This is a genomic window from Halalkalibacter flavus, assembly GCF_036663575.1.
GTDB classification, from domain to species: Bacteria; Bacillota; Bacilli; order Bacillales; family Bacillaceae_D; genus Halalkalibacter; species Halalkalibacter flavus.
The window spans coordinates 1-22,636 of the sequence record NZ_JAWRVK010000031.1 but is presented as its reverse complement, the minus strand read 5'-3'; the positions used below and the strand labels follow the sequence as shown (position 1 = coordinate 22,636).

The 22,636-nt window shown below is 37.4% G+C and carries 20 protein-coding genes; 2 read left to right on the top strand and 18 right to left on the bottom strand.

All coding sequences use genetic code 11. The features are described 5' to 3' along the window. Positions 1–36: 36 nt before the first annotated feature. The 7 genes from SAY88_RS17760 to SAY88_RS17730 form a co-directional block, all read right to left on the bottom strand. Entirely contained in the window at positions 37–1,194 is a 1,158-nt protein-coding gene (locus SAY88_RS17760; protein WP_332633497.1) for a Gfo/Idh/MocA family protein, read from the bottom strand. Beyond that, the gene (locus SAY88_RS17755) at positions 1,194–2,081 is read right to left on the bottom strand and encodes a sugar phosphate isomerase/epimerase family protein (protein WP_332633496.1); all 888 of its coding nucleotides are present in this window, start codon (positions 2,079–2,081) and stop codon (positions 1,194–1,196) included. Before SAY88_RS17755 ends, SAY88_RS17760 begins: the two co-directional genes overlap by 1 nt. Before the next feature lie 57 nt (positions 2,082–2,138). Further along, positions 2,139–2,981, bottom strand: coding sequence for an AraC family transcriptional regulator (locus tag SAY88_RS17750; RefSeq protein ID WP_332633495.1), 843 nt, complete (start codon positions 2,979–2,981; stop codon positions 2,139–2,141). 281 nt (positions 2,982–3,262) lie between these two features. Then, complete coding sequence (locus tag SAY88_RS17745; RefSeq protein WP_332633494.1) at positions 3,263–3,466, bottom strand: CLC_0170 family protein; 204 nt, start codon at positions 3,464–3,466, stop codon at positions 3,263–3,265. A gap of 18 nt (positions 3,467–3,484) precedes the next feature. Then, positions 3,485–4,690 carry a Ger(x)C family spore germination protein gene (locus SAY88_RS17740; protein ID WP_332633493.1) on the bottom strand — a complete coding sequence of 402 codons (1,206 nt, stop codon included), beginning with the start codon at positions 4,688–4,690 and terminating at the stop codon, positions 3,485–3,487. Beyond that, entirely contained in the window at positions 4,683–5,804 is a 1,122-nt protein-coding gene (locus SAY88_RS17735) for a GerAB/ArcD/ProY family transporter (protein ID WP_332633492.1), read from the bottom strand. The genes SAY88_RS17740 and SAY88_RS17735 overlap by 8 nt, the downstream gene beginning before the upstream one ends. Further along, positions 5,752–7,440 (bottom strand): spore germination protein, encoded by a 1,689-nt coding sequence (locus tag SAY88_RS17730; protein WP_332633524.1) that lies wholly within the window; start codon positions 7,438–7,440, stop codon positions 5,752–5,754. The genes SAY88_RS17735 and SAY88_RS17730 overlap by 53 nt, the downstream gene beginning before the upstream one ends. A 497-nt stretch (positions 7,441–7,937) precedes the next feature. On the opposite strand from SAY88_RS17730, the gene SAY88_RS17725 reads away from it, so the two are divergent. Both SAY88_RS17725 and SAY88_RS17720 read left to right on the top strand, forming a co-directional pair. Beyond that, the gene (locus SAY88_RS17725; RefSeq protein ID WP_332633491.1) at positions 7,938–9,152 is read left to right on the top strand and encodes an AraC family transcriptional regulator; all 1,215 of its coding nucleotides are present in this window, start codon (positions 7,938–7,940) and stop codon (positions 9,150–9,152) included. 300 nt (positions 9,153–9,452) lie between these two features. Further along, positions 9,453–10,916 (top strand): MFS transporter, encoded by a 1,464-nt coding sequence (locus SAY88_RS17720; RefSeq protein ID WP_332633490.1) that lies wholly within the window; start codon positions 9,453–9,455, stop codon positions 10,914–10,916. Between the two features lie 229 nt (positions 10,917–11,145). Here the strand turns inward: SAY88_RS17720 and SAY88_RS17715 are convergent, their stop codons facing one another. The 11 genes from SAY88_RS17715 to larC form a co-directional block, all read right to left on the bottom strand. After that, on the bottom strand, positions 11,146–12,477 hold the full coding sequence (locus tag SAY88_RS17715; protein WP_332633489.1) for a glycoside-pentoside-hexuronide (GPH):cation symporter: 1,332 nt from the start codon (positions 12,475–12,477) through the stop codon (positions 11,146–11,148). A 208-nt stretch (positions 12,478–12,685) separates the two neighbouring features. Beyond that, positions 12,686–13,291 (bottom strand): ABC transporter ATP-binding protein, encoded by a 606-nt coding sequence (locus tag SAY88_RS17710; RefSeq protein WP_332633488.1) that lies wholly within the window; start codon positions 13,289–13,291, stop codon positions 12,686–12,688. Continuing rightward, the gene (locus SAY88_RS17705) at positions 13,281–14,204 is read right to left on the bottom strand and encodes an ABC transporter ATP-binding protein (protein WP_332633523.1); all 924 of its coding nucleotides are present in this window, start codon (positions 14,202–14,204) and stop codon (positions 13,281–13,283) included. The genes SAY88_RS17710 and SAY88_RS17705 overlap by 11 nt, the downstream gene beginning before the upstream one ends. Positions 14,205–14,228: 24 nt before the next feature. Next, positions 14,229–15,092, bottom strand: a complete 864-nt coding sequence (locus tag SAY88_RS17700; RefSeq protein ID WP_332633487.1) for an ABC transporter permease — start codon at positions 15,090–15,092, stop codon at positions 14,229–14,231. Continuing rightward, a complete protein-coding gene (locus tag SAY88_RS17695; RefSeq protein WP_332633486.1) occupies positions 15,089–16,096 on the bottom strand; it encodes an ABC transporter permease in 1,008 nt (335 codons plus the stop codon). The genes SAY88_RS17700 and SAY88_RS17695 overlap by 4 nt, the downstream gene beginning before the upstream one ends. Beyond that, a complete protein-coding gene (locus tag SAY88_RS17690) occupies positions 16,084–17,685 on the bottom strand; it encodes an ABC transporter substrate-binding protein (protein ID WP_332633485.1) in 1,602 nt (533 codons plus the stop codon). Before SAY88_RS17690 ends, SAY88_RS17695 begins: the two co-directional genes overlap by 13 nt. A gap of 316 nt (positions 17,686–18,001) precedes the next feature. After that, positions 18,002–18,343 carry a hypothetical protein gene (locus SAY88_RS17685; protein ID WP_332633484.1) on the bottom strand — a complete coding sequence of 114 codons (342 nt, stop codon included), beginning with the start codon at positions 18,341–18,343 and terminating at the stop codon, positions 18,002–18,004. A 174-nt stretch (positions 18,344–18,517) separates the two neighbouring features. Beyond that, positions 18,518–20,530, bottom strand: a complete 2,013-nt coding sequence (tkt, locus tag SAY88_RS17680; RefSeq protein WP_332633483.1) for a transketolase — start codon at positions 20,528–20,530, stop codon at positions 18,518–18,520. Positions 20,531–20,566: 36 nt separating this feature from the next. Continuing rightward, complete coding sequence (locus SAY88_RS17675) at positions 20,567–21,427, bottom strand: 6-phosphofructokinase (RefSeq protein WP_332633482.1); 861 nt, start codon at positions 21,425–21,427, stop codon at positions 20,567–20,569. Positions 21,428–21,485: 58 nt separating this feature from the next. Next, on the bottom strand, positions 21,486–21,962 hold the full coding sequence (gene larC2 / locus SAY88_RS17670; protein ID WP_332633522.1) for a nickel pincer cofactor biosynthesis protein LarC2: 477 nt from the start codon (positions 21,960–21,962) through the stop codon (positions 21,486–21,488). A gap of 32 nt (positions 21,963–21,994) precedes the next feature. Continuing rightward, a partial coding sequence (larC, locus tag SAY88_RS17665) for a nickel pincer cofactor biosynthesis protein LarC (RefSeq protein WP_332633481.1) occupies positions 21,995–22,636 on the bottom strand: 642 nt, incomplete at its 5' end.

Here is a 22,636-nt window from a genome sequence, read left to right as displayed (position 1 = left end):
GAGTTCGATGATTTCTCCTTACTACACTTCTCTTCACTACTGGTTTACTAGACTTTTTTCTTCTTCAATCTTTTTATTTAGTTCAGCTAAATATAGTTCTTCATCAATTGGAAGTTCTACCTCTTTTCCTAACCAGCTTGATAAATGAATCGCATTCGCTAATGCAACTCCGTGGATACCGTCACTACCTGGTGCAATTAAAGGCGTCCCATCCACGATATTTGCAGCGAAGTTTTCCAACACCGCGATATGTTGAGCCCCCCATACACTTTCGAATTCAAGAACTTCTTCACTGTACACATCTGAAACGTCGCCACCCATGAAGATTTTCATAACATCTTGCATAGACATCGAAGCACTCATTTCAGATTCAGGTGTATTCAATCGTTTAATCGTGATTTTCTTGCTATCATCAACTATGATTTTCCCTTTGTCACCCAATATCTCTAAGCGATCAGTACCGAGAACGTCATGCGTTGCTGTAATGAATACACCTGTTGCACCGTTGCCGTAATCAAGCAATGTTGTGACTTCATCTTCAACTGCGATATTTCTTTGATAACCATACTTCACATTGGAATAAACCTTTTTCGGCATTCCGCAAATCCATTGAAGCAAATCAATTTGATGTGGTGCTTGATTAACAAGAACCCCACCGCCTTCGCCTTCCCAAGTTGCTCTCCACGCACTTGAATCGTAATAGCCTTGTGGTCTCCACCATGTCGTAATAATCCAATTTGTACGACGAATCTTTCCAATTTCGTCACTATCAATAAGCTCTTTCAACTTTTGATAAAGTGGATTGGTTCTCTGATTAAAGAAAATACCAAATGTTACATCTGGTTTTGTTGCAGCAAATACATTTAATTCTTTTACTTGCTTAGTATAAACTCCCGCTGGTTTTTCAACTAATGCATGAATATCTCTTTTTAATGCTTCAATTCCCATCTCTGGGTGAAGGTAATGTGGTACTGTTGTAACAACAGCATCAACCTTGCCGCTTTCAAGCATATCAATATAGTTATCAAAAAATGGTACATCTGGATACTTCTCTGCACACATTGCTTTCTTCTCTGGATCAATGTCACATATAGCACCAATTACCATATTTTTTACTTTTCCTTCAGAGATAAATCCAGCGTAAGCTCCACCTTGTTGACCAATCCCGCTAATCCCTAACCTTACTGTCATCATTACTCCTCCTCATTTTCAATTTTATTTAGAATTTCTAGTAAAGCTTCATATTGAAGTTTGTATCCACCTTCTCCATCAAGCCCTTTGTTATCTTTAATTACATCAGAAGCATCCTCAAGCTCTAAATCTTTCAAAGAATCGAATAATACTAGATGCGGCTCAAGTGTTAAAAAGCCTTTGTAACCACTTCGTATAAACTGCGCTAGTATTTCCGGAATCTTACCTTCCCCCGTACCACATACAACATTTTGGCTATCTGTTGAAACCGCATCTTTAATATGAATATACACAATCTCATTTTTCAGTAAATCGTAACACCTCTGGGCATCTTCACCACATTGAACAAAGTTAGCAAAATCGAAAATCCCTTTAAAGCATGGCGAATTAACCTCTGTTAAAATTTCGTGGCAACGTCTTGCGATATCACCGTAGATATCCTTCTCATTTTCATGGACTAAGACGACTTCATACTGCTTTGCGATAGCTGTGAATTCTTTTATTTTGTTTATCACTTCCTCTTTATAGTGATCTGGATCCTCGCCTTTTGGAATATAAAAACTAAAAATACGAATATATTTACAGTTTAATAGATTAGCAATTTGGCTAAGCGAATGTAACATTTTCTTCTGTTTTTCAAATCCTTCTTCATCGTTGATAAATACTTTTCCAATCGGCGAACCTATTGAAGAAACATGGATCTCTTTTTCTTGCAATCTCGGAAGAACATTGTTTTTCACCTCATCAACGGTAAAATCACCAATATTCTTTCCATCAATACCTCTCAACGAAATATAATTCATCCCTAACTTAGAAACGACTTCAAGTTGGGTGTCAAAATCAGATGAGATTTCATCTGAGAATCCTGAAATTTTTAAATCTTTATTCATAAGTAATGATCCTCCTTCATCCTGCAATTACCTATTGTTGCAAGCATTAGGTAGTATTTATTTAAGACGTAAGCGACGATATACTTTCGCCGTTACGCCCACTTTCTTTTTAAAGTACCGACTAAAGTGGGAAACGCTTTCAAATCCACACTCAAAAGCGATGTCTTTTAATGGTTTGTCCGGTTCCATCTCAAGCAAATATTTGACTTGAGTTAACCGGCAACCCATGACATATTCCATAACTGTAAACCCTGTCATTTCTTTAAAAACATGTGAAACATAAGATTTACTTAATGTAAGTTCTTCTGCAATCATGTCTAACGTCAATTTATTCATATAGTTTTGCTGAATATAAGCCGCGATATTTTCCGCATGCTCTGCCTTGTCTACTTTTTGATGAGGCGTTATTGTGTATTCTACTTGACCAAGACGATGAACAATAATTAAAACTTGTAATAACAGGACTTTCATTTCAGTTTCTACCTGAATAGTGTTTGAGTCTGAATGGTTTTTCAGTTCATCTAGTCGCCTAAAAAGTTCTTCTAACCGTTTCGATTCAGCGTTTTCATTCGTTCGAATTAAGAAGTGGTGTAATTTTTGAAATGATTCAAGCAAATACAAGCTTCCCATTTCAGTTAGAACACCTTTAATCCACTGTGGCGAAAAATGTATGACACTACGAACGTACTCACTATCTTGACGGATATTAGGCTTATGAAGTGTCATTCCATCCATTAACAACAGGTCACCCGGCTTTAAGTCATAAATTTGATTATGAATTAAGTACCTGCATGATCCCGCATGAAAGAAATATATCTCATATTCTTGATGTGAATGATAATCAAACGTATACTCATTTTGGCCATGCATCCTGTAATGGGCTATCAGCGTTTCATTCAAATAACTCATTCCTTCCAATGAAACTATCTTCATTATAATAACAATATTAGAACATTACATTGCCTCAAACTGCCTATTTTATACTCAAAATTGACTGAACGTGCTTTTTAATATCTACTTATATTGAAGGATATATAATTTTAATAGTTTTTCCCTTCTAATAGAAAGCACCTAACACCCTTAGGCATTACGTGCATGAATTTTCTTCTTTCTTACATAGTTTAAACAACGAAACAACCTCTTTCTTGGTACAGCTTTACAGAACATCGTGACAGTTGTCACTAAAAAAAATAGATTTCATAAACCCAAAACCCTACAAAAATCATTAAACCTAGACTTACATTAATCCAGCCAAACACAAAAGCCGTTTCCTTTTCTTTTTCTAATTTATTACGCTTTAAAATCTTGACATCGAGAATTAAAGCCATCACTCCTGAAAATACAAATAAGAGAACCGTAATGAAAAGTATTCCGTCTTGATGCATGAATCCTTTATCTCCTCTCTACTCATATTTCATACCAACCCGCTTGATGCTGACTGTCGTTTTTACATCGACTGGTAAATCTTTATATAATTCATGCCACTTCTCTTTTGTTCCAATATTTTCATTCCAATAACTTCGGTGTTTTGCACGGACATATTCACCAAAACCGAATATGTCTGACTGGTCATTTTGGGTTGTCTGAATCAATTTCATAAAGCTTTCTTCTGCATTCTTTCCAAGTTCCTTTTCTAATTCTTCTATCATTTCCTGGTTCAGCTCGAATTCCTCTTCACTCAGTACTTCATTTATTTCACCATCAACATGAACACGAACTTTTATATGTGGAAGTTCGTTATTCATTTCGATGTCAATTTTTGACTTCCGCTTTATTGCATTAAACATTATCGTCGCATTATGTTGCGGGAATGGAAGTAGCACAGAATAACCACCTGGATTAATTTCCATAATTGCCATATAGCGACCTATCTCTAACGCTTTCGTTGTACCAATCAGCTTTCTCTCTTGAAAATAAGCGAGACCTGAAATTTCAAGGTTTCCATCTTCTTTAAGGCTTACATAAGGAAGGATAGGCTCCTGTCCCAAACTTAAACTTTTGCTCCAAAACTTTCCGATATACTCATCAGGAAATTTCCCAATTCTAATCGCCTCATCAATCGCTGATACTAAATATAATGAAGGAATCCTTTCTAATTCAGGATCAATCCTCATATATTTAGAAGCCTCTTCTTCGGAAACAATTAACCAAGCTGTTCGTCTTATTTGAGGATTTCTTTTCAGAAAGTCCCCGTACTCCAAACCAGCTTTAGCGAACTCTTCACTTACAATCAAAACTCGTAAGTGCCCTAAAAACAGTGGTAAAGAAACTTGTTGTTCGAGATTTTCCCAGGCATCTTCAATGGTTCGCCCTGCAACCTCCACCACTTTTATAGTTTCTTTCCCACTTTGACCCGTCTCACCACCTGTACCTAACGGAAGTTTTCCCGGAATGGCTATTTGAACATTTAATCTAACCGAGTATTCTATGGGATATGGGGTATCAGTTTCATGCGTAACTTCGGCTTCCTGTTCTACTTCTTCTTTAGAAGGTAGGTCAAATGCTATCCCTAATACATTAGCTCTTTGTTCAATATCGGTGTAGTCCCAACACCCGCTTAAGAACGCGCCCATAAAAAGAAGCAAGATGCTAAGACATACCTTAACCATATTGGTCGACACTCCCTCCGATTCCTTTCTTCCTTTTTCGTTTGCGAACCCATGCTATAACAAGTAGCAAGCATGGATAACCCAATGTAATAATAAGGCCAGCCATCCCAACGACTTTAATCAATTCGTACACTTCTACTATATTGCGTGGAAGAGAAGATATAAAAAAAATAAACGGAAGAAGTAAGAATGAAAACATTTTATGGTCTCTAAAACGAAACAGTTGCTTTATACCATAGATACATAAAAAATAAGAAGAGAATATAGTAGTATAGACAGCTGTCACCCAAACAGCTAAGAAGGCAGCATCTAACCTTTGGAGGATCTCGCCTGGTAATGTTGTTATTCTAGTTAATTCTATAGTTGGCCAGAGTAAGGTTTTAATCTCTTCTGATCCAAAAACAGCTACAGTAGCGATCACCATAATTAAATAAAGTCCCCCTCCCATGATAATTCCCCACGTAGCAGCTTTTAACGCCTGGTGTGTTTCTCTCATCGCTGGAATCACAATCGTTAAAATAAAGGACATTTGAAACATCGCTGCAACTAATAGTATTCCTATCATTGGATTCGTTGGAGTGTTTCCTATAATCGGCTGAAGATAAAGGACATTTGCATGCTTCAATGAAACAGCACTAATGAATAAAGCAGGGGCTAAAATTAAAGGAAAATAAAAATGGTGTATATATGCAAATGTTGTAATATTGTTACGTACTGAAAGGGCAACTATAATGAGTATTGCTAACGTCGTAACTTCTAATGGGGTTTCACTTAGCACGGTGGTTCTTACCACTGCACCGAATTCTCGGGCATAAAGAGCTGTTAAGACAGCCAAATACCCAATAATCAACAAGCTAAAAAAGCGTGCTAGCCATTTACCAATAATATCTTCACTATATTGAAAAATAGACTTTCCTGAAAACCAATTTCCGAGTCGACAAATGACATAAACCGATAAATAGGCAACAAGAACTCCTAGTATAGTAAGGAGCGGAGCAGCTGTATCTCCAAATTCAACTGTTCTTCTTGCAATGGTTAACATACCCGTTCCAATAATGGTACTAGCTGTTATGATCGCTGTTTGGATCACTGTTATCTTTTTTGGAAACTCCATTTTTCTTATCCCACCTTTTATAACCGCCTTGTAAATCTAGTGGATTGCTTTGTTCTTGATTAAATTCTTCAACAATATCATCACCTAAGCGATCTTGATTTCGCGGATGAAACTGTCCAGGTCGTTTTGGCATTTTCCAAAGTGGCATCCGCACAAGAGAATCTTTCATCCCTTGAAAATTGCCTGGGACGATGGGTGTCAAATAAGGGATTCCAAACGATTTTAATGAAAGAATATGATTCATGATTAAAATAAACCCGAACATCAAACCAATTAATCCAAAAATACCTGAGAGAATGACCAATGGAAAACGAAGCATCCTGAGCGCAATTGCGGCGTTATAAGCTGGTGTTGCAAAGGACCCAATTGTTGTTAATGCAATAACGACAACCGTAATCGGGTTAGCAAATCCAGCTTCTACTGCTGCCTGTCCAATAATTAGAACCCCTACGATTGAAAGGGCACCACCTACTTGTTGCGGCAATCGAACCGTTGCTTCTCTAAGTACTTCCATCGCTATTTCCATAAATAAAACTTCCATAATAGTCGGAAATGGAACTCCTGCTCGTCCGCTCGCTATTGCCACAGCAAAGTCTGTCGGAATTAATTCAGGGTTAAAAGCAATAATGGCGACATAAAAAGACGGAAAAAATAACGCAAACGACAACGCTAAAACACGAAGCATTCTGAGTAAACTACCCATTATAAAACGTTCTGTATAATCTTCAACTGTCTGAAAAAACTGGGCGAACACAGCAGGTGCAATAAGCGCAAAGGGAGAACCATCAGAAAGGAGAACGACTTTTCCCTCTAACATGGCTGAAACGGCTTTATCAGGTCGCTCTGTATTTTGGATTTGCGGAAACGGAGACATGTGATTGTCTTCGATAAATTGCTCAAGATAGCCTGAATCGGCAATGTTATCGATATCTATTGCGGCTACTCGGTCCTTTACCTCTTCAACGAGTCTAGGGTCAGCAATTCCCTCTATATAACATAAAGCTACATTTGTTTTCGTTAAGCGGCCAACCTTCATCGATTTAATTCGAAAGTCTGTAGTCTGCAATCGATAACGCAAGAGGGCAAGGTTAGACTGCAACGATTCAATAAATCCTTCACGGGGACCACGAATGACTCGTTCGGTATCGGGATTATCAATAGATCGCTTGTCAACATTCCGGTTTCCAAAGAGAAAGGCTTCATTTAATCCTTCAATTAAAACGACGGAATTCCCCTCCATTACCGCTTGTAAAATGGCAGGAATTTGCTCTTCTATTTTAATGTCCGCACGAAAAAGGACTTCATTAAATAATATATCCTTTAGCTCTTCTCGTTCAATTTTTTGGTGATCCAAATGTCTAGGTATGTACATAAAAGACTTTAATGTTTCTTGAACATCTTCCTTGCTATTAAAATTTTCAAAGTAAGCCATTGCTGCTTTAAACTTCCCAAAAACATGAAAACGTCTAATAGTAAAATCGTCGTTCACACCAAGTAACCGTTCAATTAAATCAATGGATTCATTCAATTCTTTGCCAATGCACTTATTTTGATATTCATCTATCATTTGGTCTGGTGCTTTTATGACTTTACTATTTTTCATTTTCCGTATCTTTCTAGGCTTGTTATGTTTCATTCTCAATTAAATTAACCCTCCTTTAAGGTGACGGAAAACGTTAACGATTTAAGAGAAATTGCTCCCTGAAATTTTTCAAATAATAAACTGCAACCAAACTGAGTTTTTTTATTTTGTCACTGCCATAGAAAAATATTCCTATCTGATTATTCATAAACCTATCCGAACTATCTAGATTTCAAGAAACCAACCTGATTCTACAGAAACGAACCACCTTCTAAACCTACAGAAGAAAGAGTACTCCCATAATAGAAAAACTCCTTCTTCGACGTAATTTACTTACTACAGTAAGACGGTTTGACCCTTCTTTATATTCCAAATTCCATTTTAATTTATAACTCGTAAGTATTTGTTGTGATTGGATAAAGCATGTTTTACTCCTAATACTTCAACATTGTAAGTGTTTACAAGATGGATTATACTGTCTTTGACTAAAACCAAACAGGACTATATTTGCTTTTCCTGACTAATTCGATACGAAAGGATAATAATTTTATATGAGCATTCAATCTCATTCAATAGCAACCGCCAGCATGACCATTTTTCACTTAACAGATATAAATACACTTGTTTTAAATAAAAACGGTTCTATTAATTTGTCATATGAACGTAATCCCATACCTGATTTTTTAGTCGATATCCATCAAAAAGATCTCGCTATTCTTCAACTCCGGACTAAACAGCAAGTAACCCAATGCGGTATGTATACGAATGAACTTGGTCTTTCCTATTTAGCCTACTCTTTTACCATTGAGCAAGACACAACTATGTGTTTAATTATTGGTCCTTTTCTAAAACAAACCCCCGATATAAATCGACTTTCAGCTACTTACAAATTAGACCAAAAAAAGCAAATGAGCTTAGGGGAGTTTTTTCAAGCACTAAAATTAGTGAGTCCTTCAAGAGTTCAAAGTATTTCAAACTTGATTAAGCTAATGGGGTCAATCGACCAAGTTCCGATTCAAAACTTAGAAGTGTCACAGAAACATGAAGAAAAATCTCATCTGAGTAAATTCGTACAAAAACAGGATGAGACCAATATAGAGTTAATTGAATTAAGATATAAATTGGAGAAGGAATTAATGAGAGCGGTCGAGAAAGGGGATTCACAAAAAGCTAAGGAGTTTTTTTTAAAGACAGGCAATTTATTTGATTTTGCTGACCGTTTTCCAAATCAGCCGGTAAGAGCAATGAAAAATATATTGATCGTGTTGAATACAACCTTTCGCATTTCTGCGGAGAAGGGAAAAGTTCATCCTTTCTTTCTACATCATATTTCAGAAAAGTTTTCTATCAAGATTGAGCAAATCAATAGTATCGATCATTTAAATAAACTAATTATACAAATGTGCGAGGAATATTGCGAGCTGGTTAAGCAACGATCCATCACTAAATATACGTTATTGGTGCAAAAAGCTATTCACTTTTTAACCATTCATTATAGTCAGCCATTTGATGTGAATGAAATCTCTCAATATTGCCTCGTACATCCGTCTCACTTATCACGTCAATTTAAAAAAGAAACAGGGATGACTCTTACTAATTTCTTAAACCAAGTTCGAATAGAAGAAGCGAAAATTTTATTAAAGCAACATCGGACATCAATTGATTGGATCGCGGGAGCCGTTGGCTATGATGATGCTGGGTATTTCGCCAGAATTTTCAAAAAGACTACGGGAATAACACCTACAAAGTATCGAGATGCTCACTAAGAAAAAACTACTTTAAAGTTAACTTATTGGGTGTTCTAACATATACTCCCAATTTCTTTGCATCCACTTCCTAAAAGCTCCCATTAGTAATGTTACCTTAGGAGCTTTTGGAAATTTTTTCTGGGCATTTACTTCCAAGGTCCTAATAATATTCTTTTGAAAATTCTTTTAAAAAACCACTTGCTATTTAAAGCGCTTTCATCTATGATGAATCCATAATTAGTTTGTTGCGTAAACAAAATAAACTAATTATAAACAAATAATGCATCGTTCTATATTTTCTATTAGGGGGAAAACAAAATGGCGACAGTAACAGTAAATCACGAAGAAAAGTACCATACGGCGAAGAAATGGCAAATAGGATTTTTTGCATTAAACAACACTGCTACAAACCTTTATATGTTTTTGATGTTGTTTGTTTCATACTATGCAACTGGAGTTGCCGGGTTAACAGTTGTCGTTGTAAGTACAATCTTAACGTTTATGCGGATTTTTGACGGCATTACCGACCCAATCATTGGCTATATCATTGATAAAACTGAATCTAGATTCGGTAAATTTGCTCCATTAATGGTTTTAGGAAATATCATCTTAGCTGCGACTGCTTACATTACATTCACATTTACACATTTGATGCCTGATTCACTGCAATTTGCCTTTTTCGTAGCGATTCATATTATTTATATAATCGGTTATACATTCCAAGCAGCTTGTACGAGAGCGGCACAGACGGTTTTAACAAACGATCCAAAGCAACGTCCACTATTTGCTATTTTTGATGCCACATATAATGCTGTATTATTTACTGGTGGACAAATGTTTATAGCTATTTATCTTGTAGGAAAACATGGCGGCTTTACGTTACCTCTTTTTTCTGAATTGAAATATTATATCATTATCATTAGTGCTATCTTCACTTGTTTTGCTGTTATCGCCATAAAAGGGAAAGACCGAAAAGAATATTACGGGTTGGCAGATCAAAACGTTAAAACAAGCTTCCGTGATTATTGGCCTGTTTTAAAAGGGAATCGTGCCTTACAAATGTTAGTTTTAGCTGCTTCTACAGATAAACTAGCAAACATGATGCCTAGACAAGCAGCTGTTGGGGTTATGTTCTTTGGCATCTTATTAGGGGATTATGCGTTAAGTGGTACGATTGGGTTAATTACATTAGCTCCAATGCTTCTCATCACATTTTTTGGAATTGGGAAAGCTCGAAAAATTGGTCTAAAACGTGCCTTCGTTATGGGAACGTGGATAGCATTACTCTTTTTTGGTGTAACGACTATTTTCTTACTATCCATTGATTCAACTACCATTTCTTTAACGAGCATTGGATTAGTAACAGTTGTATTTTTAATTTTATATAGTTTAGCACAAGGTTTTCAAAGTTTAACGGGGAACATGGTTATACCGATGATTGCCGATGTTTCTGATTATGAGACATATCGAACAGGCCGTTATGTACCTGGGATGATAGCCACAATTTTCTCTTTTGTCGATAAATTTATCTCTTCATTAGCACCAGCAATTGTTGGTTTTGCGGTAGCGCTTATTGGTTATAGAGATTCATTCCCAGAAGTGGGAGAAGCTTTAACACCTGCATTACTTTTAATGTCCTTATTTTTAATGTTCGGTATCCCAATGATCGGTTACATTATTTCATTAATTGCCATGAAATTTTACCCTCTAGATGATAAGAAAATGGAAGAAATTCAAAAAGCCATTGCGGACATAAAAAAAGAAAGCAAAGAAGCTGTTTAGACTCAACTTAACTAGTAACAGGCTCATACATGGAGCCTGTTACTAGTATGTCTTAACAAGAATGAAAAATATAAGATACACCCGAATGATAGATCGAGTGTATCCTTAATAACATTTTTTATACGAACCATACTAGCACACTTAATTTATTTGGAAACACTTTACCTTTATTTCTATTAATTGATTTGATATCTAACTCCTTACTTCTAGAAATCAGTTTTGTTCTAATTTAAGCAGAAAGATCTGCAGAAATCTTCTTAAACTTCTCATCATCTAATAGATATCCATATTTAAAGATAATAAAGCAAATGACGCATGCAATTGCTGGTAGAAGTGCCATAATTATTTTGAATCCAAATAATGTTTCAGGAGATTGTGCTACATTAGGAACGTAACCAATTAGCGCTAACCCCATTGCCGCTCCCCATCCTGCAATAGCTTGCGATAATTTACGCATAAAGCTGTACAAAGAATACGTTGTTCCTTCCTGTCTAACTCCTGTTTTCCACTCACCATAGTCAATAACATCAGAAATAAAAGCCCAAACAAGAATATTTGGAATCATAATCCCCTGCATACCAAGCCAAAGAAGAAAAATAACGATTACCGGAGTAGTTGGTAGTAGAAACAATCCACCAAAAGCAATGAAACCAATTAAAAAACCACATAATGTAACATTCTTTTTCCCAAACCTCTTTGTGAACGTAGGTATTAATGGGATTATTACAAATAATGATGCGATATTGATCATGTTATATACAGGGAACAACATTTCATTTTCTAGATTATAAGTAAAGAAGTAAAGTGCAACAGCTTGATTTAATAACATTGCCGATAAGATAAAAAATGACATAAGTGAAAGCGCCATAAATGGTCCATTTTTCAAAGTTCGTGATATCATCTTCCAGCTCATTTTTTCTGGTTTTACAGATTTATTAGGTTGAATCCGTTCCTTTGTATTTCTATATGCTAAATAATAAAAGATGAGTGCGAGTACTCCAATGATAGCAATTACAACTGGATAACCAATTTGTTGACTTGGAAAAAGCGCTATCATCGGAACAATAAGTACCCCTACAACAAACATCCCCACTTGTTGACCTAAACCACGAAATGATGCTAATGAAGACCTCTCTACTGGATCCCTAGTCATTACAGATGCCAGTGAACCGTATGGAATATTAACCGCCGTGTAAGCCATCCCAAAAAGGATATAGGTAACATAGGCATAAGCAAGTTTCCCAGAATCAGATAAGTCTGGTGTAGTGAACAGTAAGACCGCCAATATAACTAGAGGGAATCCTGCCCATTTTAGGTACGGTCTAAACCTCCCATTTTCTCCGTTTTTCCCATAACGGTCTATAAGTGCCCCCATCATAGGATCAGTAAATGCATCAAAAATTCGTGCGACTAAAAATAATGTACCTACTGCAGCTGCCGTTATTCCAAAAACATCTGTATAAAAAATTAATAAATAAGTAGACACCATTGAAAAGGTTAAATTATTTGCCGCATCCCCCAGTCCATAAGACATTTTTTCTTTTAGTTTTAATTTCGCCACTATAATCCTCCTAAACCACTTGAAATCGTTTTCAAAAATCATTATAATATATTATCTCCTTTTTATTTAGGACTATAATTGCAAAATCAGGACTATCTAAACAACTTTTATATTATTCTACAAATTCCACAAAAAAATCCAGATTCACATTTCTTAAACAATCGTAAGAAACATGAATCTGGATACTGTAAGTTAACCCCAATTAATTTTAAATTCGCTCAGAAAAAGTAACCATTCTAGTACATAATCTTCGGATTAGAGCTTCTTCATGACTTATTACCAATACCCCAATCTTGCGTTGCCTAGCAATTTCTAATACAGCATGCCATATTTGAGCTTGTGTAATCGCATCAAGCATTGTCGTCATTTCATCTGCAATAAGAAATCGTGTACCGGTACCTAGTGCTCTAGCAACGCAAAAACGTTGCAATTCACCACCTGATAATTCATTAGGCCAGCGAGTAAGCCATTCTTGTTTAATACCTAAAAGATCTAGAAGTTGACCGTCTATCTTGCCACCTTCATGTAAGACCTTCTCCATACGCCATTTAGGGTTGACACCCTTTTCAGGGTGCTGAAACACAAGCTGTACCGGCTGATAACCCCTTTTTGGTAACGGAGAATTGTTTAATGTAACCGTTCCTTCCTTTTGCTGTTCATATCCTGAAAGCACCCGTGCAAATGTTGTCTTCCCACATCCACTTTTTCCGCTAAGACCTACAATCTCACCCGCATCAATTGTATAATTAAAATTTCTGAAAATCCATCGGCTCCTATCATAAAAAAAACCAATATTGTTTGCTTTAAGTTGCATGAAAACACCTCACCATTCCACCTCGAACTGTTTTGACAGCTGGCATTTCACGAGAGCATTGTGCAGTAGCAAATGCGCATCGTGGTTCAAATAAACATCCTTTAGGTAAGTCGTGAGCTTCGGGTTGTGAACCAGGAATAGGTAAGAATTCATTTTGTGGAAGAGCTCTCCATAATGCCTTTGAATACGGATGGCGCAATGCTTCACCTTTCCCGTAAAAATCTTTTACTAATGCGATTTCTACAGTTGTACCTGCATAAAAGACTGCAATTTTATCCGCTATACTTAATGCAGAATCAATATCGTGAGTAATAAGCATAACCGCACTCCCATTGTCAGCTAATTCTCTAATAGAAGATAAGGCCTCTTTAACGACTGCCGGATCCAGCCCAGGAGTAGGTTCATCAGCAATAATCACTTTCGCTTCACTGATCACTGCTGTTGATACTAAGACTCTACGTGTCATCCCTCCAGATAGCTGAAAGGGATACAGCTTTTCAACATTTCTGTCTAAACGATACTGTTTAAAAACTCTGCGTTGAGCGCCTGCCGCATCTTGTTTCTTTGCAGCTAACCTTACTTGTGCTCCTGTTTTCATTAATGGATCTAAGAAATTCACAGATTGTGGAACAAGAGCAATTTCACCACTCTGCAAATTAGTACGCTTTTTCTGAGTAAGCTCATCTCCATCATATTTAATCGTACCACTTATTTTTGCATTGCTTGGTAAGATTCCAAGAATAGCATGAGCTAATAGACTTTTCCCAGATCCGCTTGATCCAACAACGGCCACAACTTCTCCTTCATCAATTGACATTGTTACGTTATGGATGACTTTTAAATCGCTTTTTTTAAAACCCTTTGAATATTGATTAAAGGATATAGACAATTCATCAACTTCAAGAAGAGGCATCTTTTTCACCGTCCCCTATTTGATCTATTCATGTGCTCGATGTGGGTCCAGCATGATTCGTAACTGTTCTCCTATCACATCAAACGCTCTTACAATAACTAACAAACAAAGCCCTGGGAAAAAGGCAAGCCACCACATACCTGTAGATAAGTATCTCATCGATTCTGAGAGAATAATCCCAATAGCGGGTTGATGAGGAGACAATCCCATTCCTAAAAAAGTGACTGCCGCCTCATGTAAGATTGCATGCGGAAACAGTAAAAATAGACCAACTAAAAGCTGTGGTATGAGGTGAGGCAATAGATGCACCCTTGCAATATACCAGCGCGATTTCCCTAAACGTTTCGACATTTGTACATATTCCGCTGAGCGCAGCTGCATCACTTCTGCTCGAATGACTCGCGTCAAACTTGGCCAATGAGTAAGAGCAAGTCCTATAATCACACCTTTTGCTCCTCCCCCCATCGCAAAAGCTATTAAAATTAAAATGACCAAATGAGGAACACTTAAAAACAAATCAACTAACCATGAGATAATGCCATCTACCACTTTGCCCATAGTTGCAGCCATTATTCCTAACGTAAGGGCAATCATCACACTTGCCGCTGCAGCGACTAAGCCGACAGCAATACTTAACGTCAGACCTTTCATAGTTCGTGTAAACATATCTCTACCAAGCCAGTCAGTTCCAAAAGGATGAGCAAGCATTGGTCCTAAGTTACGGTACTCTAAATTCGTAGCAATCTTCTCATTACTAAGAAAAAAACCACCAATGATAACGCTAACTAACAAAAGTGCAAGTGCCACTATAACAACGATACTTTTTTGCCTTTGATTTAATAGAAAAGGCAATGTGAGAAGATGCTTGGTCTTTACTAAAACGTTCATAGCCCTCTCCTCTCCTTTACCCGCGGATCAACAACTCGATAAATCACATCAGCAATGAGATTTCCTACGAAGACAAATAAGGCACTAAAGATGACGACTCCTAAAAGAAGCGGGACATCTCCCCGAACCCCTGCTTCAACTGTTGCTTGCCCTAATCCTGGATAGGAGAATACTTGCTCTGCTAATACAGCCCCACCAAATAATTCACCAAAGGCTGCAAACTGAAGTGTAATAGCTGGTAAAGCAATGTTACGCAACCCATGTCGCCATAGTAAAGTAAAACCTTTCTCCCCCCTCGCTCTAGCAAACAAAATATAATCGCTTGAGAGGACCTCAATTAACTTTTCCCTTGTGTGTAATGCGACATTGGCTACCCCAATCATACTTAATGTTAACGCTGGTAAAATCAGATGTTGAATTCGTTCAACAAATGTAACCTCCTCAGCAAGAACCCCTGCTGGGACCCCCATTCCTATCGGAAACCAACCTAACCAAACAGCGAAAATAAGTAGGACCAACATTCCCATCCAAAATGTAGGAGTTGACGCTAACGTGTAACAATACCATTTAATGATTCTATCTAACCAAGAACCTCTTTTCATAGCCGCGACAATTCCCAATACAAAACCGATGATTCCAGATAACACCCAAGCTGTCATCATAAGAGCTAGTGAATTAAGAAATTTTTCGCTTATCACTTCTGATACAGGTCGGCGATAAATCATCGATGTTCCTAAATCACCTTGGAATACAGCCGTACTCCAATGAAGAAATTGTTGAGCTGGAGTCTTATCAAGGCCCCAATTCTCTGCAATTTGTTCCCGTTGTTCTGGACCAACGTTCATCATGTCTGCACCAATATAGGCTTGAATAGGATCGACTGGTGAATAACTAATGAGTATAAAAGAAAACAAACATACAGCAATTAAAAGCGAGGCTAGCCTAATACTTTTTTTCACCAAGTACGAGAGTATCGTCCTCACCTGCACTATTACTCGTTCCATTTCCACTCAACTATATTATCTGTAATAGGCCAACCATGAGCATGAGGTTGAATTTTCTGCTCGCCAATATCAAGCTTTTCTGATACTAAATACAGGTGATCGATATTTACAAGCCACGCCCACGGTGCATCTCCTATTGCACTGAAACCCGTTTGACCATCCCATTGGGCTTTTTGCCAATATTCAATTGCCTCTTCCTCACTTTTCGCAGCTATTGCCTGTGTTAAATACTCATCTACTTTTGAATTGGAATAATACCCAGGATTAAACCACTCTATTCCAATATTGTCTCCACCATAGACATGATAGATTTCCAAAGGATCGTGGCTACCCCATCCCATTAGTACAGCATTTGAGTGCATCAATGACTGTATTTCATCCCAGCTTCTGCCTTCAGTTATTATATTAATGCCTAATGGCTTAATCATATCAGCAACTGCAATGGCAAGTGATTGTCTTGTCACATCACTTGCTGGATAAAGTAGGGTAAATTCGGCTTTCAATGTACCTTTTTGAAGGATTCCGTCTCCATTTTCATCAACCCACCCTGCTTCAGTTAAAATCTTTCGTGCTAGCTCCATATCGTTATCCTCAACCACTGTTTCTGGATTCCACCAAGGAAGTTGATCCGCAACAGAATATCCAGGAGTTCCACGCCCTTCTAAAACCCCATCAACTAGTCCCTGTCTATCAATTGCTATATTTATTGCCTGACGAATGGCTAAGTCTGCTGTTACATCATTCCCAATTGCAAGTCCATCTTCTGTTACTTCTCCTGAAGATACATATGGAAACATAATGCCCCGATTGTCGACACTCTGAATTGATTCTAGGCGCATACCAGGAACGTCCTGCATGCTAAAAGCTGCTGGAATAGATACCATGTCAACTTGTCCCGATTTCGCCGCACCAAAAGCAGCATCCTCATTTAAAAATAAGAAGGTAACTTTCTCAAAATATGGTTTTGTGTCATAATATTCTAGATTTGCTTCAACAATGATCTGTTGTCCCTTATCCCACTGCACTAGTTTATATGGACCTGAACCTATTGGGTTTGTAGCATAGTTTCCACCATATGCATGTTCAGGCACTATTCCCATCGTTAATAACGACTGAATAAAAGTAGATCTAGGTTCTTTTAGGTAAAAGGTTATCGTATGTTCATCCAGTGGCTTAACACTCTCAAGAATGCTTAGGTCTATCACAGATCCACTAGCTTTCGCTGTTTCAAAAGTAAACTGTACATCTTCTGCTGTTAATGGCTCTCCATCGGAAAACCTGACATCATCTCTGATCTCCACTGTCCATTCCAAACCGTCACTGCTAATTTCATAACTAGTTGCAACATCATACGAAATCGACAAATCACTGTCGCGCTTTAATAATGTACTTTGAAATAGCGGCGAACCGTAGCGTCCCCATCCTGTAGTAGGATCAAATCCAGCTTCCGGTTCCGGTCCAATAGCTAAAATCAACTCTTCTTTTTCATTCGAATTAGCAAACTCTTCCGTAGTATTAGATTGCGTACATCCGCTTATAAATAGAATAACTACTAGCAAATAGATAAATATAAGTCCCTGCTTTTTCAATTCCTTCACTCCTTTTATTAACTATCCATCAGTGTACTTAAAATATTAGTTGAACACTACTAAAAGTTTAGATAGCATTACGAGTGGCACCTTAAAATACCCCGTAGATTACTGGTGAACCTTCTTCTTCGGCAGCTGTTCATATTGCTTGAGTCCATTCTAGTTATTTATATTAAATTGCCCCTACAGCATACCCTCTTTCTAGTGCCTTCTCTAACATTTTTCATAGATACTAGTGCCAATTTCTATCACTTACAATTAATTTGTTTACAAAACAAACTAATTGTTTTTACTTTATCATATTACCTTTTCACCGTCAATTTGTTTTAGAGACTTCAATAAATGATACATTAGCATCTTCATACTTCGATTGATTTTTGCCATAAACTACTTCTGTTAATAAATACACTATCGGAGTAATACTGTTTAGCAATTCACGGTAACTTAAACTATTTTTCATTCTATTTAATGTTTCTTCGTTTTCCCAAATGCTTATTAACTCATAATTAAATGGGGAATGTCCAGTATTTGGCTCTAGAAAGTCCACCTTTACACATCCAGCATATTGATAATATGAAATCAGATTCTTCTTTCCATTGTTAAGCAACTGCTCTTCTAAACCTTTTTGACAACGTAAAGTAACCACTTGAACAAACATCACACCCCTCCTCATTCCCTTTGACTTGAAATTAATATAAAGTGGCCCTACTGGAGAATCGTAAAAAAGAGGAGTGTCCCAAAAGTCCTTTTTGACCTTTTGGGACACTCCCGAAGCTTAAGACACTCTATTTATTCTTTCATAGCTCTACTTTTCCAATCTCCTAGTCCTAAATTATCCAAGTAGTTCTTTGAAATTCTTCACAACATTCTCAACCGAGAATCCATATTCCTTAAGCAAAATGTTAGCAGGTCCCGATGCTCCAAATTGATCAATCGCAATAACGTCACCTGCATCACCAACATATTTACTCCAACCAAGGGATGATCCCATTTCAATTCCAAGACGAGCCTTAACATGCTTCGGTAACACTTGCTCTTTATACTCCACAGACTGTTTGTCGAAACGATCCCAACTTGGCATACTTACTACAGATATGAAAATATTTTCTTTTTCAAGTTCTTTTTGCGCTTCCATTGCAAGAGAAACTTCAGAACCTGATGCTAGCAATAAACCACTAACATCTCCTTTTGCTTCTGATACAACATATGCACCTTTTTTAACTCCTTCATAGACAGATTCTTGATCCATTTGTAATGTAGGTAAGTCTTGACGAGTCAAGATAAGGGCAGTAGGTGTATCCGTACTTTCAATGGCTAATCTCCATGCTGCAACCGTTTCTTTCGCATCTGCTGGTCTAATTGCCGACACACCTGGCATTGCACGTAATGACGCTAACTGTTCAACCGGCTCATGTGTTGGACCATCTTCTCCAACTGCAATGCTATCATGTGTAAAGACATAGGTTACTGGCAATTTCATTAATGCAGCTAAACGAATCGCTGGACGTAAATAGTCAGAAAAGACGAAGAAAGTTGCACCAAATACTTTTATTCCACCATGAATGGCCATTCCATTGATTGCAGCACCCATTGCAAATTCACGTACACCAAACCAGACATTTCGAGCTGCAAAACTATCGATACCGTAATTTTTTTCTGATGTAATGAATGTTTTATTTGATCCTGCTAAGTCGGCAGACCCCCCAATTAATTGCGGGATGGCATTAGCAGCTGCATTAAGTGTTTTTCCTGATGATGTACGAGTTGCTAATGATTCACCCTCGTTAAAGTTCGGCAATGCTTCTTCCCAGTTTTCAGGAAGCTTGTCTGCTAACGCCGCTTCAAATTGTTCAGCCAATTTCGGGTACGTTTTTTTGTAATCTTCAAAATGTTTATTCCATTTTTCTTCTTTCTCTTTTCCGATTTTAACAAACTGTGAAAAATGACTTGATACTTCTTCGGGCACATGAAACGATTCTTCTGAGTTCCAATTATAAGCTTTTTTCGTTAGCGTAATTTCCTCTTTACCAAGAGGTGCACCATGAGAAGCTGACTTACCTGATTTATTAGGCGAACCATAACCAATGACTGTTTTTACTTCTATTAACGTAGGCCGATCTAGATCTCCTTTTGCTTCTTGTAGAGCCTTTTGGATTGTGTTAATATCATTGCCATCTTCAACACGAATCACTTGCCAACCATACGCTTTGAAACGATCTTCTACACTTTCTGAAAATGATAAGTTCAATTCACCGTCCAAGGAAATATCATTTGAGTCATACAACACAACTAGACGTCCTAGCTTTAGATGTCCTGCAAGCGAGGCAGCTTCAGCTGATACACCTTCCATTAAATCGCCATCACCACAAATGCTATACGTGAAATGATCTACTAGAGTATATCCATCTTTATTATATGTTTCTGCAAGATGTCGCTCAGCCATTGCCATCCCTACAGCCATTGCGATTCCTTGTCCTAGTGGCCCTGTTGTTGCTTCTACTCCAGGTGTATGGCCAAGTTCTGGATGTCCAGGCGTTCTACTTCCCCATTGACGGAAGTTCTTTAAATCATCCATTGTCACATCATATCCAAATAAATGTAGCATGCTGTATAGCAGCATGGATCCATGACCTGCAGATAGGACAAAACGATCTCTGTTAAACCAATTTGGATTAACTGGATTATGGTTCATTTCTTTTGCCCATAATGCATAAGCCATTGGAGCTGCTCCCATCGGCATTCCAGGGTGTCCTGAGTTCGCTTTTTCAATTCCATCTATTGATAATGTTCTAATTGTATTAATTGCTAATTGGTCTAGTTGCTTTTCATCTATTACATTTTGCATTGTGTAAATAACCCCTTATTCTCGTAATATTTTAAGCTAGATTGCTAGTTTAAACACTGTTTTGTTATATTGAAGTGCTAAAAATCCGTCAACTTTTGTTGATTTAATCCACATTTTTACTCCACTAGCTATTTGCTTAGCTAGAATACGATCAATTGCTGTAGGCAACATTCCCATACACTGTGCTTCGTCAACCTTCGTGTATCTCCAAGATACATCGGCTAACATAGGACGTAATTTCTCTTTCACTGTATCTTTATCAATTCTGTCATCAAAAATGATGAAAGAATGATTTTTTCCATTCTTACTTCTCTCTCTTATTATGTCTGTTAATTCAGCGGCTGAACTGATTCCCCAATAAGGAATTAGCCCATCGACTGCTGCAAAAACATCTTTTGCTAAATGACTTCCCATTTTCCCCGGAACCTGAACCCCAAAGAGGCGATGCCGATCATGCCTACACGATGATACCGAATCTTCAATTTTATAAATATCATCTATAACAGCATTTAGTGCCGTATCGTAACCTAGTGACAGCTTGGACTTTTTAATATCATTGTAAATGGATACAGGAATATATAACGATTTTACTTTAACTTGTTTTGCTACGTAGTCAGAAAATAATCGTCCTTGTTCTCCACCCAAAACAATGATTGCATCAAAAGATAATAACACAGCAGCTTCTATTTGGAATGGATCTTTCATTGAAAAACAGCGTAATAGATTTCCCCCTTGTGTTCTCCATGCAGCTAAATCTTTTGTTAGGAATGGTTTTGAGTTTCCATTCACTTCAATTGCATACACTTCATAATCATTGATAAGTTGTCCTACTATATCATAAGTTAATTGATTGACTATAGAATAACCCGCTTCTATATTAATCATTGCAATTTTCATAGAACTCTCTCCTAGTTGCTTTTCTTAGTAGCTTGATATCCGACCGTGTTTTTCTCTATTAACGGTCGAGATCAACCTCTTTCCAAACTTGTTCATAAACTTTTTTTAGTGGGACATTAAAATGTTGGGCGATTTTTTTGCAATCTTCAAATTCTGGTGATTTTTGTACAACTTGCCCACTCAAAATTCCCTCTTTCACAGAGACCGGTCCCCACTCGGTAGTTACTATTTTGTAGCGTCTTTCGAGGCGGTGAACCGTCAATGGATAATACCGCACCCCTAACGTTGTCGTTTCTTTAAAAAGAATTTCTTCCATTTTTGGTAATGCTTTGGTAGAACAAAGCAACTGAAGTAAAATAGCCGGTCTATTTTTTTTCATATATATAGGAGTATAAAAAACGTCATTTGCTCCTTGTTCAAAAAGTAAATCTATAACATAGCCAAGCCACTCACCTGATACATCATCTAGATTTACTTCCATTTTGACCATTTGATTATCAATGTGTTGATGGTCAGGAGGTAGTTCAGAGTGCATCATCAATACTCCTCTCTTTTTATCATCATCATTTACTCACCAATGATGACCCTTAGTACATTTGGATGGTCTTTAAATGTTTTTGTTCCTGCTCCGTAACCAATCTTCTTTACTTTCAAAACTGGAAAGGCACAAAACTCATCAGTTAAAACTGAAACAATTGCTGCGCCTGTTGGTGTTGTAAGTTCAGCCTTTAAGTCACTTTGGGCAATCGGAACTCCTTTTAACATTTCTAATGTAGCTGGTGCCGGAACTGGATACACACCATGATCAATTTTAATCTTTCCTGTTCCTACAGGGATAGGTGAAGATTTGATCGTGTCAACTTCAAGCTGATCAAGAAGAATCGCCGCTCCTACAATATCTATAATAGAATCAACTGCACCTACTTCATGAAAGTGAACCGTTTCTAATGGCATGTTATGAATATGCCCTTCTGCTTCCCCGATCTTCTTAAAAATCTTCAAAGCAGTTTCTTCCACTTTTGGAGTAAAACCTGCTGATTCAATAAGCTTAACAATATCTTTATAAGAACGATGATGATGCCCATGATCATAGCTATGTTCGTGATCATGGCTATGGCTATGGCTATGGCTATGATCATGACTATGCTCGTGATCGTGGCTATGTCCGTGATCATGACTATGCTCGTGATCGTGGCTATGTCCGTGATC

Excerpts from the sequence above, each read along its gene's own strand:
- SAY88_RS17760 (WP_332633497.1), bottom strand. The coding sequence starts at position 1,194 with ATGATGACAGTAAGGTTAGGGATTAGCGGGATTGGTCAACAAGGTGGA.
- SAY88_RS17755 (WP_332633496.1), bottom strand. The coding sequence starts at position 2,081 with ATGAATAAAGATTTAAAAATTTCAGGATTCTCAGATGAAATCTCATCT.
- SAY88_RS17745 (WP_332633494.1), bottom strand. The coding sequence starts at position 3,466 with ATGCATCAAGACGGAATACTTTTCATTACGGTTCTCTTATTTGTATTT.
- SAY88_RS17740 (WP_332633493.1), bottom strand. The coding sequence starts at position 4,690 with ATGGTTAAGGTATGTCTTAGCATCTTGCTTCTTTTTATGGGCGCGTTC.
- SAY88_RS17735 (WP_332633492.1), bottom strand. The coding sequence starts at position 5,804 with ATGGAGTTTCCAAAAAAGATAACAGTGATCCAAACAGCGATCATAACA.
- SAY88_RS17730 (WP_332633524.1), bottom strand. The coding sequence starts at position 7,440 with ATGAAACATAACAAGCCTAGAAAGATACGGAAAATGAAAAATAGTAAA.
- SAY88_RS17725 (WP_332633491.1), top strand. The coding sequence starts at position 7,938 with ATGAGCATTCAATCTCATTCAATAGCAACCGCCAGCATGACCATTTTT.
- SAY88_RS17720 (WP_332633490.1), top strand. The coding sequence starts at position 9,453 with ATGGCGACAGTAACAGTAAATCACGAAGAAAAGTACCATACGGCGAAG.
- SAY88_RS17710 (WP_332633488.1), bottom strand. The coding sequence starts at position 13,291 with ATGCAACTTAAAGCAAACAATATTGGTTTTTTTTATGATAGGAGCCGA.
- SAY88_RS17705 (WP_332633523.1), bottom strand. The coding sequence starts at position 14,204 with ATGCCTCTTCTTGAAGTTGATGAATTGTCTATATCCTTTAATCAATAT.
- SAY88_RS17700 (WP_332633487.1), bottom strand. The coding sequence starts at position 15,092 with ATGAACGTTTTAGTAAAGACCAAGCATCTTCTCACATTGCCTTTTCTA.
- SAY88_RS17695 (WP_332633486.1), bottom strand. The coding sequence starts at position 16,096 with ATGGAACGAGTAATAGTGCAGGTGAGGACGATACTCTCGTACTTGGTG.
- SAY88_RS17685 (WP_332633484.1), bottom strand. The coding sequence starts at position 18,343 with ATGTTTGTTCAAGTGGTTACTTTACGTTGTCAAAAAGGTTTAGAAGAG.
- tkt (WP_332633483.1), bottom strand. The coding sequence starts at position 20,530 with ATGCAAAATGTAATAGATGAAAAGCAACTAGACCAATTAGCAATTAAT.
- SAY88_RS17675 (WP_332633482.1), bottom strand. The coding sequence starts at position 21,427 with ATGAAAATTGCAATGATTAATATAGAAGCGGGTTATTCTATAGTCAAT.
- larC2 (WP_332633522.1), bottom strand. The coding sequence starts at position 21,962 with ATGCACTCTGAACTACCTCCTGACCATCAACACATTGATAATCAAATG.